Here is a 13,803-nt window from a genome sequence, read left to right as displayed (position 1 = left end):
TTTGGGGAATTAGGCTCTTGCCGAAACGTGATAGGTTAACGCGCGGGCAATTAGCCAGCCATGGCGTGTGGGATCGATCTGATCCGGCGTGTCGAACAGAACGGCGCGATTGCCTTCAATCTGATCTTCGCCTGGAAAGGCTGATATGAAATCCCCTATCAGCCGGCTCTGGCAATGTACGTACAGCGCAAAGCGGGCAGTTTTGTGCCCGCCCAGCCGGATTGTTGACCCCTTTGGTGCCAGATAGGCGGGCTGTCCCCAACGCAGCGCCTCTTGCAGTGGTTGGGCACGCGGCAGAGATGCTGCCGTTTCAAAGATCAAAGTACGCAGCGCAAATGCACCTACGCGAGTTTCTTCCGGCAGTGCATCGTAAGCTGCGGCGACGTTTGCGTCTTCAAAGGGGGTCATGGCAGTGGGATCGCCTGTTCCATCCGGTCAATATAGCTGATCAGTATCTTATCCTGTTTGACCCTGCGGGTCAGCGGTGTATCTGACGGTGTTGCGCGCATTGCGGCCAGCATCGGGCCAACGCTCATGTCTGCCGACGTAGGCTGCTCGCCCATCAGGTAGGGCGAGTGCCAAAGGTAAGCCGATATCGCCTCAAGATCACGTTCCAGTCGATCCTGACGCTCAGCCGACGAAAACCTGGACACGCCCTGAAATTCAAGCCCTTTGAGAACAGATTTGCGGATCGAGTTCGAAACCGGTTTGCGGATCAGGGCGGGAATGATCGAAAAGAACGTATCCCGCAGGATTGGCCAGACCTCATCGTTGGCCCAGCGGTCCTGTACGACATAGAAGTACAAATGTTCTTCGGCCATGCGGATCAGGGCGCGGGATTGGGCCTTTTGCAGATCGCTCAGGCCTGCATCGAAGTCGGCGCCTTGGGCTTCAAGCCATTCACGGATCAGGTCGCTGTCGGGGATCAGATGCTCGGGTGTGCGCAGGACCGGCAGTTTCTGGTGCGGCATCTTGCGGGGGTCCAGCAGGTCGGACCGTTGCCAATGCTTGCCTGCGCTTTGAAGCATCAGGGCCGTTTTCACACAGAACGGGCTGGCACTGAACAGACCGAAGGCAGAGGGGAAGGTGAGAAGGGTCAGCATCATCGGCTCCATCGTTGGTATTCCCAAGGGATACTTCGAACTGATGACAGTTCCTGTCATTAGGTTTAGGCTATTGTGCATTATGTCTCGCACCGCCCGCCTGTTTCAGTTGATGCAAGCCCTGCGCTCTGGCCCGTCGCCCAGAACGTCGGTTCAGTTGGCACAGGATTTGGGCGTTTCACCACGTACGGTGCACCGCGATATCGATGCTCTGCGTGGTTTGGGTGCCGTGATCGACGGAGAAGCTGGATTCGGATTCACGCTGATTGAAGATGCGACCTTACCGCCGCTGGGCTTCACCAATGACGAGCTTGAAGCGCTGGTTTTGGGCTTGCGCGAGGTACAACTGATCGGCGACCCGGCACTGTCTAATGCCGCAAGCGAGGCTTTGCGAAAGCTTCAGGGACGGTTACCCCAGCGGCAGTCACACCGGTTGAGTCACGCGGTTCTGACAGCCAAACGGTTCAATCGCCCGGCGATACCAACGATCGATGTTGCCGACCTGCGCCAAGCAGCATGGGATGAACGCATGGTGGAGTTCGCCTATACAGATGCCAATGGCGCGGATACCCGGCGTCGAGTTAATCCGCTGGGCATTGTTTACATGGATCGCTCCAGCGTTTTGCTTAGCTGGTGCCACCTGCGTCGAGATTTTCGCGTGTTCCGGCTGGATCGTATGCAGGAAATGGACGTGACCGAGGAAAGCTTCAGACCCAAGCGCATCCCACTGCTGAGAGAGGCGATAGCCCGACTTCGTGCAGAGCGTGAGGCACAGGATCAGGAAACCTAGCGCTCGGCGCTTTGTAAAAACGCGATATTGCGCTATCGTTGGTGCTGAGCAGTAATCAGGTAAAAACGGAATGCGTAAATGCGTAGGCGGCGTTATGACCGTCGCATTATGGGCATCCATCGTGCAGGCGGATGCAACAGATAAATCGGTACGGCCTCTGGTCCGACCATTGGTCGACAATGTGCAACTTGCTTCGGCGGATGTAACAGTTTCTGTTCGGCCCGAATTGCGCCCAAAGGTCGAGCTGCATCGTGTATCGGCAGAAGGGAATGCACGCTTTCAGGCTTGGCTGGCGGCGTTTCGCGAGAGGGCGCAGGCAACGGGTATCTCGGCAAACACGCTGAATCGCGCATTGGCTGGGGTGACCTATGACAGCGACAGCATCAAACGAGATCGCAATCAGGCAGAGTTTTCCAAGCCGATCTGGGAATATCTGGATTCGGCGGTGTCGAATACACGCGTTTCGAATGGTCGCGCCGGGCTGAACCAGTACCGAGAAACCCTGACCCGGATCGAGGCGCATTATGGCGTCGAAAAAGAGGTCGTCACCGCGATCTGGGGGCTTGAGACCTCGTTCGGGACCTATCGGGGCAGCAAGCAGACCATCCGGTCGCTGGCGACCCTGGCTTTTGATGCGCGGCGGGCAAGTTTTTTTGAATCCCAACTTATCGCAGCCCTTCAGATCCTACAGGCCGGGGACGTTGATGCAGGGAATATGGTTGGCAGCTGGGCTGGTGCAATGGGGCACACGCAGTTCATGCCGACCTCATTTCTTGATCATGCCGTCGATTTCGATGGTGATGGGCGGCGTGATATCTGGTCGGACGATCCAACCGACGCGTTGGCTTCGGCCGCGGCGTATTTGGCCAAACATGGATGGACCCAAGGTCAACCCTGGGGGGTAGAGGTGCAGTTGCCGTCGGGCTTTGATTATACCGAAGCGAGACGCGACTTTACCTTGATGCCATCGGAATGGGCGGCCCGGGGTGTTTTAACACATACTGGCGAAGCAGTACCTGATCACGGCCAGGCGGCGATCCTGCTACCGGCAGGTGGCCGGGGTGTCGCGCTGATGATCTTTAACAATTTCAAGGTGATTGAAGCCTACAACGGCGCCGACGCGTATGTGATTGGGATCGGGCATCTGTCCGACAGGCTTGCAAGCGCCCCCCCGTTTCAAGCGACTTGGCCGCGCGGCGACCGTGTCCTTAGCTTCATCGAACGCAAAGAGTTGCAGCGCCGACTGACGCAGGCGGGCTTTGACACACAAGGTATCGATGGGCGCACTGGGCCGAATACCATCGACGCTGTGCGCGCATTTCAGGTTGCGCAAGGGCTGGTCCCGGACGGGTACCCATCGCTCAGTTTACTGGAACGGATGCGTTGAGTGTCAGGGCGACCCAAACAGACCGCCCTTGATTCACCGATCACGATGCGGGTTTCATCAACCCTTTTTCGTTGATCTCGACCAGCGCTTCGTCCAGCGATTTGTGAATGCGCACGAACATCTCGTCGATATCTGCAGGTGTCAGGATCAATGGTGGTGAGATGATCAACCGATCACCCACATGGCGCATAACCAAGTTGTTGGCGAAACAACGATCACGGCAAATATACCCAACCGTGCCCGGATCAGAGGCAAATTTGGCGCGGCTGGATTTATCGGGTGTCAGCGCAATCGACGCCATCATACCAACGATCTTGGCCTCGCCGACCAGTGGATGCTCGATCAACGCCTCCCATTTCTGTTTGAGATAGGGGGCGGCCACATCGCGCACGTGGTCGATGATTTTCTCTTCTTCAAGAATGCGCAGATTTTCTAGCGCCACAGCCGCAGCAACCGGGTGGCCGGAATAGGTGTAGCCATGATTGAACTCAGTGCCGCTGATGACTTCAGCCACCTCGTCACAAACAATCGAGCCTCCGATGGGCGCATAGCCCGAGCTTAGGCCCTTGGCGATGGTCATGATATGCGGCTTGATGCCGACCGTTTCTGAACCAAACCAGTTGCCGGTACGGCCAAATCCACAGATCACCTCATCCGCGATCAGCAGGATATCGTATTTGTCGCAGATACGTTGAATTTCTGGCCAGTAGGTATCGGGGGCGATGATCACGCCGCCTGCGCCCTGCACCGGCTCGGCGATGAAGGCCGCGACGCGATCTTCGCCCAGTTCCTGAATGGCCTCTTCCAATTCGCGTGCGCGGGCAAGGCCGAACTCTTCGGGCGTCATGTCGCCACCTTCTGCCCACCAGTTCGGCTGGTTGATGTGATGGATATTCGGGATCGGAATGCCGCCCTGCGCATGCATTCCCACCATGCCCCCCAAAGAGGCCGAGCCTACGGATGATCCGTGATAGGCGTTCTTGCGGCTAATGATGATGTTCTTGTCAGGTTGACCCTTTTCTGCCCAGTAGGTGCGCACCAGGCGGATGTTGGTGTCATTGGCCTCAGAGCCACCTGCCGCGAAAAAGACGTGGTTCAGATCGCCAGGTGCAAGTTCGGCCAGCTTCGCCGCGAGAGCAATGGCCGGAGTATGAGTTGTTTTGAAGAAGGTGTTGTAATAAGGCAGCTCGCGCATTTGGCGCGCGGCAGCTTCGGCAAGCTCCTCACGGCCATATCCGATGTTCACGCACCACAATCCGGCCATGCCATCCAGAATTTCATGACCTTCGCTGTCGGTCAGGTAAATACCGTTTGCGCGCGTGATGACCCGGACGCCTTCTTCTCCCAATGCTGTATTGGAGGAAAACGGATGCAGGTGATGTGCGGCATCCAGCGCCTGCAATTCAGCGGTGGGCAAGTGGTTTGTGATGGTAGACATCGGAGAATCTCCTGCAACAGTGGTTGCGAGATAGAATATGATCAAATTTTATACTGTCAATCGAATCGCTGAATTCTAGGCGGTGGTCAGGGCGTCGCCCATCATTCCGATGCCTTGCTCAATGTCCTGCGCAGTCGCTATTGCTGCCTTTTCGGCGTTTTGATCACGCAAAGCGGCGATAATATCTTTATGCCTGTCGGGCAGGCTCTGAGTCCCGAAGCGGCCACATACGATCCGTAGCGAGGGGCCGAATCTCAGCCACAACCGTTCGGCCAGATCAACCAGAATCGGGGCCTCGGCGTGCGAGTAAAGCGCTTGGTGAAACGCGTGGTTCAAACGCAGATACCCGCCCACATCCCCATCTGCGATCATATCATCCAAGCGTTGATCTAAATCTTCGAGCCGGTCAATGTCGGTGGCCGCGATATTCTTGGCAGAACGCCTTGAAAGCTCTGTTTCGATTGAAATTCTTGCGAATATCATCTGCTCGATATCGCTGGCTGACAATAGGGGAACACTGACCCGTCGATTGCCCTGAAAGATCAAGGCGCCGTCAGATATCAGGCGGCGAATCGCTTCACGTACTGGCGTCATGCCCACGCCCAGAGAATCGGTCAAACCCTGAATCGTAACCGGCTGTCCGGGTACCAGATCACCAAACAGAATCTGCGATTTCAGTGTACGATAGACCTGTTCATGTGCGGGGCGCTTTTCTTCATCATCCAGAGGTATACCTGCCTTATTTTTGATCAAATCCAAATGGTTCACCCCAATGCGCGTGTTTCTATCTTGCTGGATTCTACACCCGTCCCAACCATAAGTGAAACTGCGTCGAAACGCAAAACTTGATCAAATCCAAAAAAAGGTCAAAATGGCCGCACAGTTGCAGGGAGAGTAACATGAAACTGAAAACGCTGGGGACGGCAGCGGTTGTCGCATTGGGGACTTCGGCTGCGTTTGCCGAAGAGGTGCGTGTCTATAACTGGTCCGACTACATTGACGAAGAACTGCTGAGCAAATTCGAAAGTGAGACGGGCCTGACCCTGATCTACGATGTGTTTGACAGCAACGAGGTTCTGGAAACCAAGATGCTGGCCGGAGGGTCGGGGTATGACGTCGTGGTGCCTTCGGGGACGTTTTTGCAACGCCAGATTCAGGCCGGCGCATTCCAGGAACTCGACGCCGCCAAGCTGTCGAATGCGGGGAACCTGTGGGACGTGATTCAGGAACGTACTGCGGGCTATGACCCCAAAAACGCATACTCGATCAACTATATGTGGGGGACAACCGGTCTTGGCGTAAATGTCGACAAGGTCAAAGAGGTATTAGGCGACGATGTTGCGCTTAACAGCATGGACCTTGTGCTGAAGCCCGAGAACATGGAAAAGCTGGCCTCGTGCGGGGTTCATTTCCTGGACGCGCCTGCCGAGATCATTCCAATGGTGCTCCAGTATATCGGCGAGGACCCGGACAGCCATGACAAGGACGTGATCGAGAAGGCCGAAGAGGTTCTGACCGGCGTGCGTCCGCATATTCAAAAGTTCCACAGCTCGGAATACATCAATGCGCTTGCCAACGGTGATATCTGCGTGGCCGTGGGTTGGTCGGGCGATATTCTGCAGGCCCGCGACCGCGCTGATGAGGCGGATAATGGCGTGGTCATCGAATACCACCCCTTTGCGGAAGGATCACTGATGTGGTTTGACCAGATGGCGATACCTGTCGATGCTCCGAACCCGGAAGGCGCGCATAAGTTCCTGAACTTCATTCTGGATGCCAACAACATGGCTGCCGCGTCGAACTATGTTTATTATGCCAACGGCAATCAGGCCTCGCAGGAGTTCCTGGAAGAGGACGTAATAGGTGATCCGGCAATCTATCCGGACGATGCGACGATGCAGAACCTCTATATCACCACGCCCTATCCGGCAAAGATCCAACGGGTGGTGACGCGTCTTTGGACCAAAGTGAAATCAGGCACCTGATCTGATGGTAACGCAAGGCAGACTGACTGCCTTGCGTTTTTCTTATCCTGACCGATAAACGGGGGTCGCTTTGAACTCTGACGTATTTGCGCCGTGGGAGGACCCGCAGGCGAAACCCTTGATCCAGTTCCAGAACGTCACCAAACGCTTTGGTGCATTCACGGCAATCGACGATCTTTCGCTGGACATCTATGAGCAAGAATTCTTTGCTCTGCTTGGCCCGTCGGGTTGTGGCAAGACCACGATGATGCGCATGCTGGCTGGTTTTGAAACCCCGACCGCAGGCCATATTCTTCTGGGAGGGCAGGATATCGACCCGATTCCGCCCAACAAGCGGGCTGTGAACATGATGTTTCAGTCCTACGCTTTGTTTCCGCATCTCAGCATCTGGGACAACATCGCCTTTGGCCTGCGCCGGGACAAAATGTCCAAGCGCGATCTGGAAGAGCGTGTGGAAGAGATGCTGCGCCTCACCCGGCTGGAGCAATTTGCACGTCGCAAGCCGCACCAGATCTCGGGTGGTCAGCGCCAGCGTGTGGCACTCGCCCGGTCGCTGGCCAAGGCGCCAAAACTGCTGCTTCTGGATGAGCCTTTGGGTGCGCTTGATAAGAAACTGCGTCAGGACACTCAGTTTGAGTTGATGGATATTCAGGAAAAGACTGGCACGACCTTTGTCATCGTGACGCACGATCAGGAAGAGGCGATGACGGTTGCCAGCCGGGTGGCCGTTATGGACCAGGGCAAGCTGATGCAAGTGGCGACGCCGGATCGCATCTATGAGACACCGAATTCGGTATATGTGGCTGATTTCATTGGGGATGTGAACATCATCGAAGGGCGTGCCACCGCGCAGGGCGATGAAAGCTATCAAATCGATTGGGCCGAGGGGCAGCCTCCGCTTACGGCCACATCCGCAACAGCGCTGTCCAAGGGCCAGAGCTGCCACGTGGCGATCCGGCCCGAGAAGGTGGCCATCTCTGCCGAGCGCCCAACAGATGCGATCAATGCCATTCAGGGCAAGGTGCACGACATCGCTTATTTGGGCAATCTGTCGACCTATCATGTCGAACTGCCAAACGGCACGATCATCAAGGCGCAAACGGCAAATACCCGCCGCATCTCGCGCCGCTCCTTCACGTGGGAAGACCCAGTCTGGCTGTCTTGGACAGCGACGGCCGCGGTTTTGCTGGAAAACTGATGCGCCGGGCTTTTCTGATCGCCATCCCCTACGTATGGCTGCTGGCGCTGTTTCTGGTGCCCTTCTTCATAGTTCTGAAGATCTCACTTTCGGACACCGACCTTGCCATCCCGCCCTACACGCCAACGCTGGACTTGTCCGCGGGTTGGGTAGGTATCAGGGAATTCTTTAGCCAGCTTGATCTGGAGAATTTCATCTGGCTGACTGAAGACGATCTTTACTGGAAGGCTTATCTGTCTTCCGTCAAGATCGCCTTGATTTCCACTATTTTCACCCTGATTGTCGGATATCCCATTGCCTATGCCATGGCCCGCGCACCTGAAGAGTGGCGGCCGACCCTTATGATGCTGGTCATCTTGCCCTTCTGGACGTCGTTTCTGATCCGGGTCTATGCGTGGATGGGTATCCTCAGTAACGAAGGATATCTAAACCAACTGCTGCTGTGGACCGGGATCATTTCAACTCCGCTGACCATTCTAAACACCAATACGGCGGTCTATATCGGCATCGTATACACCTATCTTCCGTTCATGATTTTACCGATCTATTCGTCGCTTGAACGGATGGACGGCTCGCTGATCGAAGCCGCCGAAGACCTTGGGTGTTCGCGCCTGCAAGCCTTTTGGCTGGTGACGATACCTTTGTCGCGCCCGGGTATTATCGCCGGCTGCTTTCTGGTGATGATCCCGGTGATCGGTGAGTTCGTGATCCCATCGCTTCTGGGCGGATCAGGAACGTTGATGATCGGCAAGGTGTTGTGGGAGGAATTCTTCTCAAACCGCGATTGGCCAGTTGCCAGTGCCGTGGCAGTGGTTCTGTTGCTGATCCTCGTGATTCCGATCGTGCTGTTTCAGCGGAACCAGCAAAAACAGACGGAGGCTGAACAATGAACAAGCTCAGCTGGTTCAACACAGTCTCACTGACGCTGGGGTTCGCCTTTCTGTACATCCCGATGATCATCCTGATCATCTTCAGTTTCAACGAAAGTAAACTGGTCACCGTTTGGGCCGGATTTTCTACCAAATGGTATGGCGAGCTTGTTCAGAACGAGGCATTTCTGGATGCTGCATGGGTTACACTGCGGGTCGCAGTCTTTTCATCCACATTGGCGACGATCCTTGGAACTGCCGCGGCATATGTTCTGGTTCGAGGTGGTCGGTTCTTTGGCCGCACATTGTTTTCGGGGATGATCTACGCGCCGCTGGTAATGCCCGAGGTGATCACAGGCCTGTCGCTGCTGCTGCTCTTTATCGGTATCGGGCTGGATCGTGGTATCCTGACGATCGTGCTGGCGCATACAACCTTTTCGATGTGCTTCGTTTCGGTCGTTGTCTCATCGCGCCTTGTCACGTTTGATCAGTCGTTGGAGGAGGCCGCGCTGGATCTGGGATGCTCGTCCGCACAAGCCTTTCGCCTCGTCACATTGCCGATCATAGCACCTGCCGTGGTGTCCGGCTGGTTGCTGGCGTTCACCTTGTCGTTGGATGATCTGGTCATCGCGTCTTTCACGTCCGGGCCTTCTGCTACCACCTTACCGATCAAGATATTCTCGGCTGTGCGTCTCGGTGTCAGTCCTGAAATCAACGCGTTGTCCACGCTTATGATTGCGGTTGTTACCGTGGGTGTCATTACCGCATCATTGGTGACAAAACGCGCGATGATGCGGCAAAAGCAGGATGAACAGGCTGCGGCGCGTACTGAATGAAACGGATCTATTCTGATTATGCCTACAGTTCCGCCCCCCGGTCGACCTGCTGGTGGGATGAGACAATTGAGGCCCCGGATTGGCCAATTCTTCACGGCGCGTTGAGTGTCGATGTCGCCATTATTGGCGGCGGTTTCACGGGCATTTCTGCCGCGCTTCATCTGGCGGAAACGGGTGCATCAGTTGCTGTGTTCGAGGCGGAATCCCCGGGTTGGGGTGCATCGGGGCGAAACGGTGGATTCTGCTGTCTGGGTGGGTCGAAACTAAGTGAGACCACCCTTGTTCGTCGCTATGGTGAACAGGCGGCAGACGCCTATTTTCAAGCAGAAATTGATGCGGTTTCGTTGGTTGCCGAACTTCTGACGCGCCATGGAATAGATGCGGACAGGCATTCTCGGGGTGAAACTCAACTGGCCCATTCAAAACGCGCGATGGAGCGATTGCGCCGAAATTCGAACGCCCAAGGCCAGTTGCATGAACAGCATGAGTTGGCGGGCCTAGGGTTGGGCGGCGCGTTCTTTGGTGGTTACACCACGCCCGTCGGCTTTGGCCTGAACCCTCGCAAATACCTGTTCGGACTGGCCAAAGCTGCGCGGACCAAGGGCGCGGGGCTGTATCAGCAAAGTGCGATCCAGAAAATCAGCAAAGTGCCGCAGGGCTTTGATCTGCAGACTTCCACAGGTCATGTTCGGGCGTCCAAGGTCCTATTGTGTACCAATGGGTATTCCAGCGAGGATCTGCATCCGTGGATGGCCGCGCGTTATATGCCCACGCAGTCCACGGCGTTAGTGACGCGCGCCATGTCACAAGATGAATTGCAGGCGCAGGGGTGGACTTCGGATCAGATGGCGTATGACACACGCAATCTGCTTCACTATTTTCGGCTGATGCCGGATCGGCGGTTTCTGTTCGGAATGCGCGGAGGACTAATGTCATCGCCCGGTGCCGAAGCACGTATTCGCCAAAAAGCATTGCGGGATTTCAGGCGACTGTTCCCGGTCTGGGCCTCCATCGATGTCACACATATCTGGTCCGGTATGGTTTGTCTGGCTCGTGATCTTGTACCCTTTGCCGGTCCGATTCCGGGACAAGCCGGAGCGTTTGCGGGGTTTGCTTACCACGGCAACGGTGTGGCGATGGGTACCTATTGCGGGCGTGCTCTGGCCCGATTGGCACTAGGGCAACACAGTGAACTTCCGTTGCCAATTGAACGTCCGCCGACGCGCTTTCCGCTGGGCAGATGGCGCCGCGCCTTGATGCCACCTGCCTATGCGCTGCTGGGGTTGGCGGATCTATAGTTCGTTGATCTCTAGTTCAAAGGCCGGGATATAGTCGGGTGATCCATTTTCGATCCGCCACAGACAATAAGCCGCCATTCGCCAGCTGAACCAAGGACGCAACAGCAAATAACGCTCGGTGATTTCACGCTGATCGTAGGCTGTAAGGAAGCTTGCGACCTCTGCTTCCGACAGCGTCGCATCGCGATAGAGATGCTGCATCGCAGGGGACAGGAATATAGCCAGATCTTCGCACGGGTCACCCATGGCTGGGCATTGCCAGTCGATGAGTGTCAGCCCCGTCGAAGCCTGCAGGATGTTGCCGGCCACCGGATCGCCGTGGATCAAACGCCGGTTAGCAAGTGGTTCCACGACCCCCTCAGGCCTTAGTGCGGTCAGCCGCTGCTTTTCAGCTGACTGGCAACTGAGCAAGATTTGTTCAGCCTGTTCTCTAAGTTCAACGCTGCCGTTACAGCCTTGGGGAAGTTCCAGATCGATGGGAAGCCCATGTAGGTGCCGCAGCAAGGTCGCGACGCTTTCAACCCCGTCACGCCAGGGATTGCCTGGTGCATGATCGTAATAGACCCAACTCGCCGCTCCGATTGAGCCTGTCGCCCGCAGGTTGGGAACATAGCCGGTATTGTTGAGCGCGCGCAGACAATCGGCCTCGAGCTGAGCGTCGTTGCGGAACATAGGGTTTTGAAACGGCGCACCATAAAGCTTGAGCACCGCGTCGCTGGGGCCGGATAATACCTTCCACACCCGATTTGTGCGTCCGCCATACAGCACCTGAAACCGAACGCCGACATCTATCAGCCCTTGGGCATCTAGCTGGGCAACCAGATCTGGCGGGGGTTGGCTATGGTCAGACAGAGGAGTTACCGGGTTGAGCAGCGAGTCGGGTTTGCTCAGCTTTGACCTGCGTTGTCCAACAGTTCAAGCACCCGTTCGAATCTGTGTGACCTTATCTGCAGATACTTCAACCCCGCTGTCCAGTTTTAACATGATCTTGCCCTCGCCAACCTGCGCCTCGACCACGCGGCTGAATACGGTCGCGGGGGCCTCGGTCAGCAATTTATCCCCCTTAAAACTCGCAAGTGCCGCCGAGTAGGTGCCCGCCGGATAGGCATTGCCTGTGGCATCAACACCCGCCCACTCAAATTCAGAATTGTTGACAGGTACGGCGATCCGATCAACCACGACGTCCTGGTCATTGCGGATGACAAGCTCTGCCCTGTTTGCTTCAGGTGCTGCGCTGGCAAAGATCGGAACTGGCCGTTCATCAAAGCGAAATGGTGCCGCAACCTGAACATCCATCCCCACCCAGCTTGCAAGCTGGTTCAGGTTGACCGCTCCTAATGTCAACGCCAGATCGGACAAAAGTTCGTTCGCCTTTACTTGTTGCTCTACCATCGAAAACTGTGCGAGCTGCGCGGCGTATTCCGATGAATCCAGCGGCTCCAACGGATCCTGATTTCGCGCCTGTACCGTCAGCATCCGAAGGAAGGTTTCGAAATCGGATGTCAAAGCCGAGCTCTGCGAACCGTCGCTTGCGCCCGATGCAACATTTGTGGTCGCGGTTGAACTGGTTGGAGTAATCATTGCTCAAAGCCTTACATCTAGGCCACGTTGGGGGCCGATTGGGGTAACTGGCGTCCGAGGCGCGTCAAAATCCACTGCCTCCGGAGTGTCGAAGAATCCCCCAGACTCCGAGTGATCGTCTTGTTGAGAGGGGTCGTTGGACATGCCCAGATCAAGCGACAGTCCTTCGTATCCAAGCTTTTCAAACTCGGCGGACAAAAGCGCAATGTGACGGCGCATCAGGTCAAGAGTTTCTGGCCGTTCAGTCGTGATCATCATGTGCAATCCGTCTTCTCGGCTGGTGAATGTGATCGATACGCGGCCCAGTTCCTCGGGGTTCAGCGCGATGTCCACACCCTGTGCACCGGGCCTTGCCGAGATGACGGCGGCCAGCTGACCGGCAATGGAGCGGGCGGTATCCACGCGGGGGGGTATAACAGGGCCGGTCGCCAAGGCCTCACGCTGACCGGAACCCAATGAAATTTCTTTGAGCGCTGAGATATCGTGAAGTTCGTGGGTTTGTTCTGCGTCGTGGGGGTGTTCGATCGCAGCCAATCCCGCGAATTGCGCCGATATTACGGTCTTTGCGGTGATTGCGACTGGCTGTTGTAGGCCGTGCTTGTTGGTTAGCATGTTGGCCGCATCGGTATCCAGATGGTATCTGGTTTCGATTTTGGCGCGTATCCGTTGTGAGTGTGCATCCGATTCGGGGCTCATTGCATGTTGGATGGGTGCCTGTCCCGGAATCCGGTTTTTTGAGTTGTCAAAAGCTTGAGTCTGCACTGGGAATCTATGCAGGTTTTCAGGGGGGGGAGAGGAGATCGAAGGTGCTGCTGGCGGACGATTTCCTTGATCCAATCGGTTTGGGGATACGGTTTGATTTGCCCGCTGTACGAACTGAGGAGAAGCGGTGCTGCCTGCCTTGTCCTCGGCGACTGGGGTTTTGTTGTTGAGTGATGCCGACGATTGCAGCAAGCCAGTATCAGGGTTCTCTACCACCCATTCATCTGTCTCGGTCTGCGGGTCTTCCGGGGCCTCAGTAGGATCGATAATCTCGACATCTGGTTGATCTGTCATCTCTGTCTGCTGGGCTAAGGCTGTTAGGGAATTCTCGGACTCATTCAGTTCAAGTTCTTCATTCAGCGCATCCTCAAAGGCAAAACCGGCCTTACCCTCCCGCTCACCTCCCCGAGGCGCATCGGATTTGGGCCCTGTTGTCGTAGCGGCTGTAATGATGGTTAGCGGGTTGGACATTTCTTGCTCCGGCTCTGTTTGCCTGATCCGGACTGTGACCGCAGGAAGTTACGTTTATTTTAACTGCTTTCTTCTTTGATCATGA

General features: G+C 55.9%; 14 protein-coding genes. 7 read left to right on the top strand and 7 right to left on the bottom strand.

Annotated elements, in window-relative coordinates; translation table 11 throughout:
* Positions 1-9: 9 nt before the first annotated feature.
* Positions 10-408, bottom strand: coding sequence for a DUF1801 domain-containing protein (locus Q1B46_RS12555; protein WP_299948439.1), 399 nt, complete (start codon positions 406-408; stop codon positions 10-12).
* Positions 405-1,103, bottom strand: a complete 699-nt coding sequence (locus Q1B46_RS12550) for a glutathione S-transferase family protein (RefSeq protein WP_299948437.1) — start codon at positions 1,101-1,103, stop codon at positions 405-407. The genes Q1B46_RS12555 and Q1B46_RS12550 overlap by 4 nt, the downstream gene beginning before the upstream one ends.
* 82 nt (positions 1,104-1,185) lie before the next feature.
* Between Q1B46_RS12550 and Q1B46_RS12545 the strand changes: the two genes are divergently transcribed.
* Both Q1B46_RS12545 and Q1B46_RS12540 read left to right on the top strand, forming a co-directional pair.
* Positions 1,186-1,893, top strand: coding sequence for a YafY family protein (locus Q1B46_RS12545; protein ID WP_299948435.1), 708 nt, complete (start codon positions 1,186-1,188; stop codon positions 1,891-1,893).
* Positions 1,894-1,987: 94 nt separating this feature from the next.
* Complete coding sequence (locus tag Q1B46_RS12540) at positions 1,988-3,280, top strand: lytic murein transglycosylase (RefSeq protein ID WP_299948433.1); 1,293 nt, start codon at positions 1,988-1,990, stop codon at positions 3,278-3,280.
* A 40-nt stretch (positions 3,281-3,320) separates the two neighbouring features.
* Here the strand turns inward: Q1B46_RS12540 and Q1B46_RS12535 are convergent, their stop codons facing one another.
* Together Q1B46_RS12535 and Q1B46_RS12530 are read right to left on the bottom strand one after the other, a co-directional pair.
* Positions 3,321-4,718: an aspartate aminotransferase family protein gene (locus tag Q1B46_RS12535; protein ID WP_299948431.1), complete on the bottom strand. Its 1,398-nt coding sequence runs from the start codon at positions 4,716-4,718 to the stop codon at positions 3,321-3,323.
* Between the two features lie 75 nt (positions 4,719-4,793).
* On the bottom strand, positions 4,794-5,477 hold the full coding sequence (locus Q1B46_RS12530) for a GntR family transcriptional regulator (protein ID WP_299948429.1): 684 nt from the start codon (positions 5,475-5,477) through the stop codon (positions 4,794-4,796).
* 140 nt (positions 5,478-5,617) lie between these two features.
* Between Q1B46_RS12530 and Q1B46_RS12525 the strand changes: the two genes are divergently transcribed.
* The 5 genes from Q1B46_RS12525 to Q1B46_RS12505 all read left to right on the top strand — a co-directional run bounded on the left by Q1B46_RS12525 (position 5,618) and on the right by Q1B46_RS12505 (position 10,904).
* Complete coding sequence (locus Q1B46_RS12525) at positions 5,618-6,703, top strand: polyamine ABC transporter substrate-binding protein (protein ID WP_299948427.1); 1,086 nt, start codon at positions 5,618-5,620, stop codon at positions 6,701-6,703.
* A 70-nt stretch (positions 6,704-6,773) separates the two neighbouring features.
* A complete protein-coding gene (locus Q1B46_RS12520) occupies positions 6,774-7,901 on the top strand; it encodes an ABC transporter ATP-binding protein (RefSeq protein ID WP_299948425.1) in 1,128 nt (375 codons plus the stop codon).
* Positions 7,901-8,791 carry an ABC transporter permease subunit gene (locus Q1B46_RS12515; RefSeq protein WP_299948423.1) on the top strand — a complete coding sequence of 297 codons (891 nt, stop codon included), beginning with the start codon at positions 7,901-7,903 and terminating at the stop codon, positions 8,789-8,791. The genes Q1B46_RS12520 and Q1B46_RS12515 overlap by 1 nt, the downstream gene beginning before the upstream one ends.
* Entirely contained in the window at positions 8,788-9,606 is an 819-nt protein-coding gene (locus Q1B46_RS12510) for an ABC transporter permease (protein WP_299664380.1), read from the top strand. The genes Q1B46_RS12515 and Q1B46_RS12510 overlap by 4 nt, the downstream gene beginning before the upstream one ends.
* The gene (locus Q1B46_RS12505) at positions 9,603-10,904 is read left to right on the top strand and encodes an FAD-binding oxidoreductase (protein ID WP_299948420.1); all 1,302 of its coding nucleotides are present in this window, start codon (positions 9,603-9,605) and stop codon (positions 10,902-10,904) included. The genes Q1B46_RS12510 and Q1B46_RS12505 overlap by 4 nt, the downstream gene beginning before the upstream one ends.
* On the opposite strand, the gene Q1B46_RS12500 is transcribed toward Q1B46_RS12505, so the two are convergent.
* The 3 genes from Q1B46_RS12500 to Q1B46_RS12490 all read right to left on the bottom strand — a co-directional run bounded on the left by Q1B46_RS12500 (position 10,899) and on the right by Q1B46_RS12490 (position 13,718).
* On the bottom strand, positions 10,899-11,672 hold the full coding sequence (locus tag Q1B46_RS12500; RefSeq protein WP_299948418.1) for an aminoglycoside phosphotransferase family protein: 774 nt from the start codon (positions 11,670-11,672) through the stop codon (positions 10,899-10,901). The two genes, Q1B46_RS12505 and Q1B46_RS12500, sit on opposite strands and share 6 nt — an antisense overlap.
* A gap of 147 nt (positions 11,673-11,819) precedes the next feature.
* The gene (locus tag Q1B46_RS12495) at positions 11,820-12,485 is read right to left on the bottom strand and encodes a flagellar hook capping FlgD N-terminal domain-containing protein (protein ID WP_299948416.1); all 666 of its coding nucleotides are present in this window, start codon (positions 12,483-12,485) and stop codon (positions 11,820-11,822) included.
* 3 nt (positions 12,486-12,488) lie between these two features.
* Positions 12,489-13,718: a flagellar hook-length control protein FliK gene (locus Q1B46_RS12490; protein ID WP_299948414.1), complete on the bottom strand. Its 1,230-nt coding sequence runs from the start codon at positions 13,716-13,718 to the stop codon at positions 12,489-12,491.
* Positions 13,719-13,803 lie beyond the last annotated feature (85 nt).

Origin of the sequence: uncultured Ruegeria sp. (genome assembly GCF_947500045.1) — a bacterium.
In the GTDB taxonomy this organism is placed as follows: domain Bacteria; phylum Pseudomonadota; class Alphaproteobacteria; order Rhodobacterales; family Rhodobacteraceae; genus Ruegeria.
Note: the sequence above shows the minus strand (reverse complement) of the source record. Positions and strands in the feature narration are given on the sequence as shown.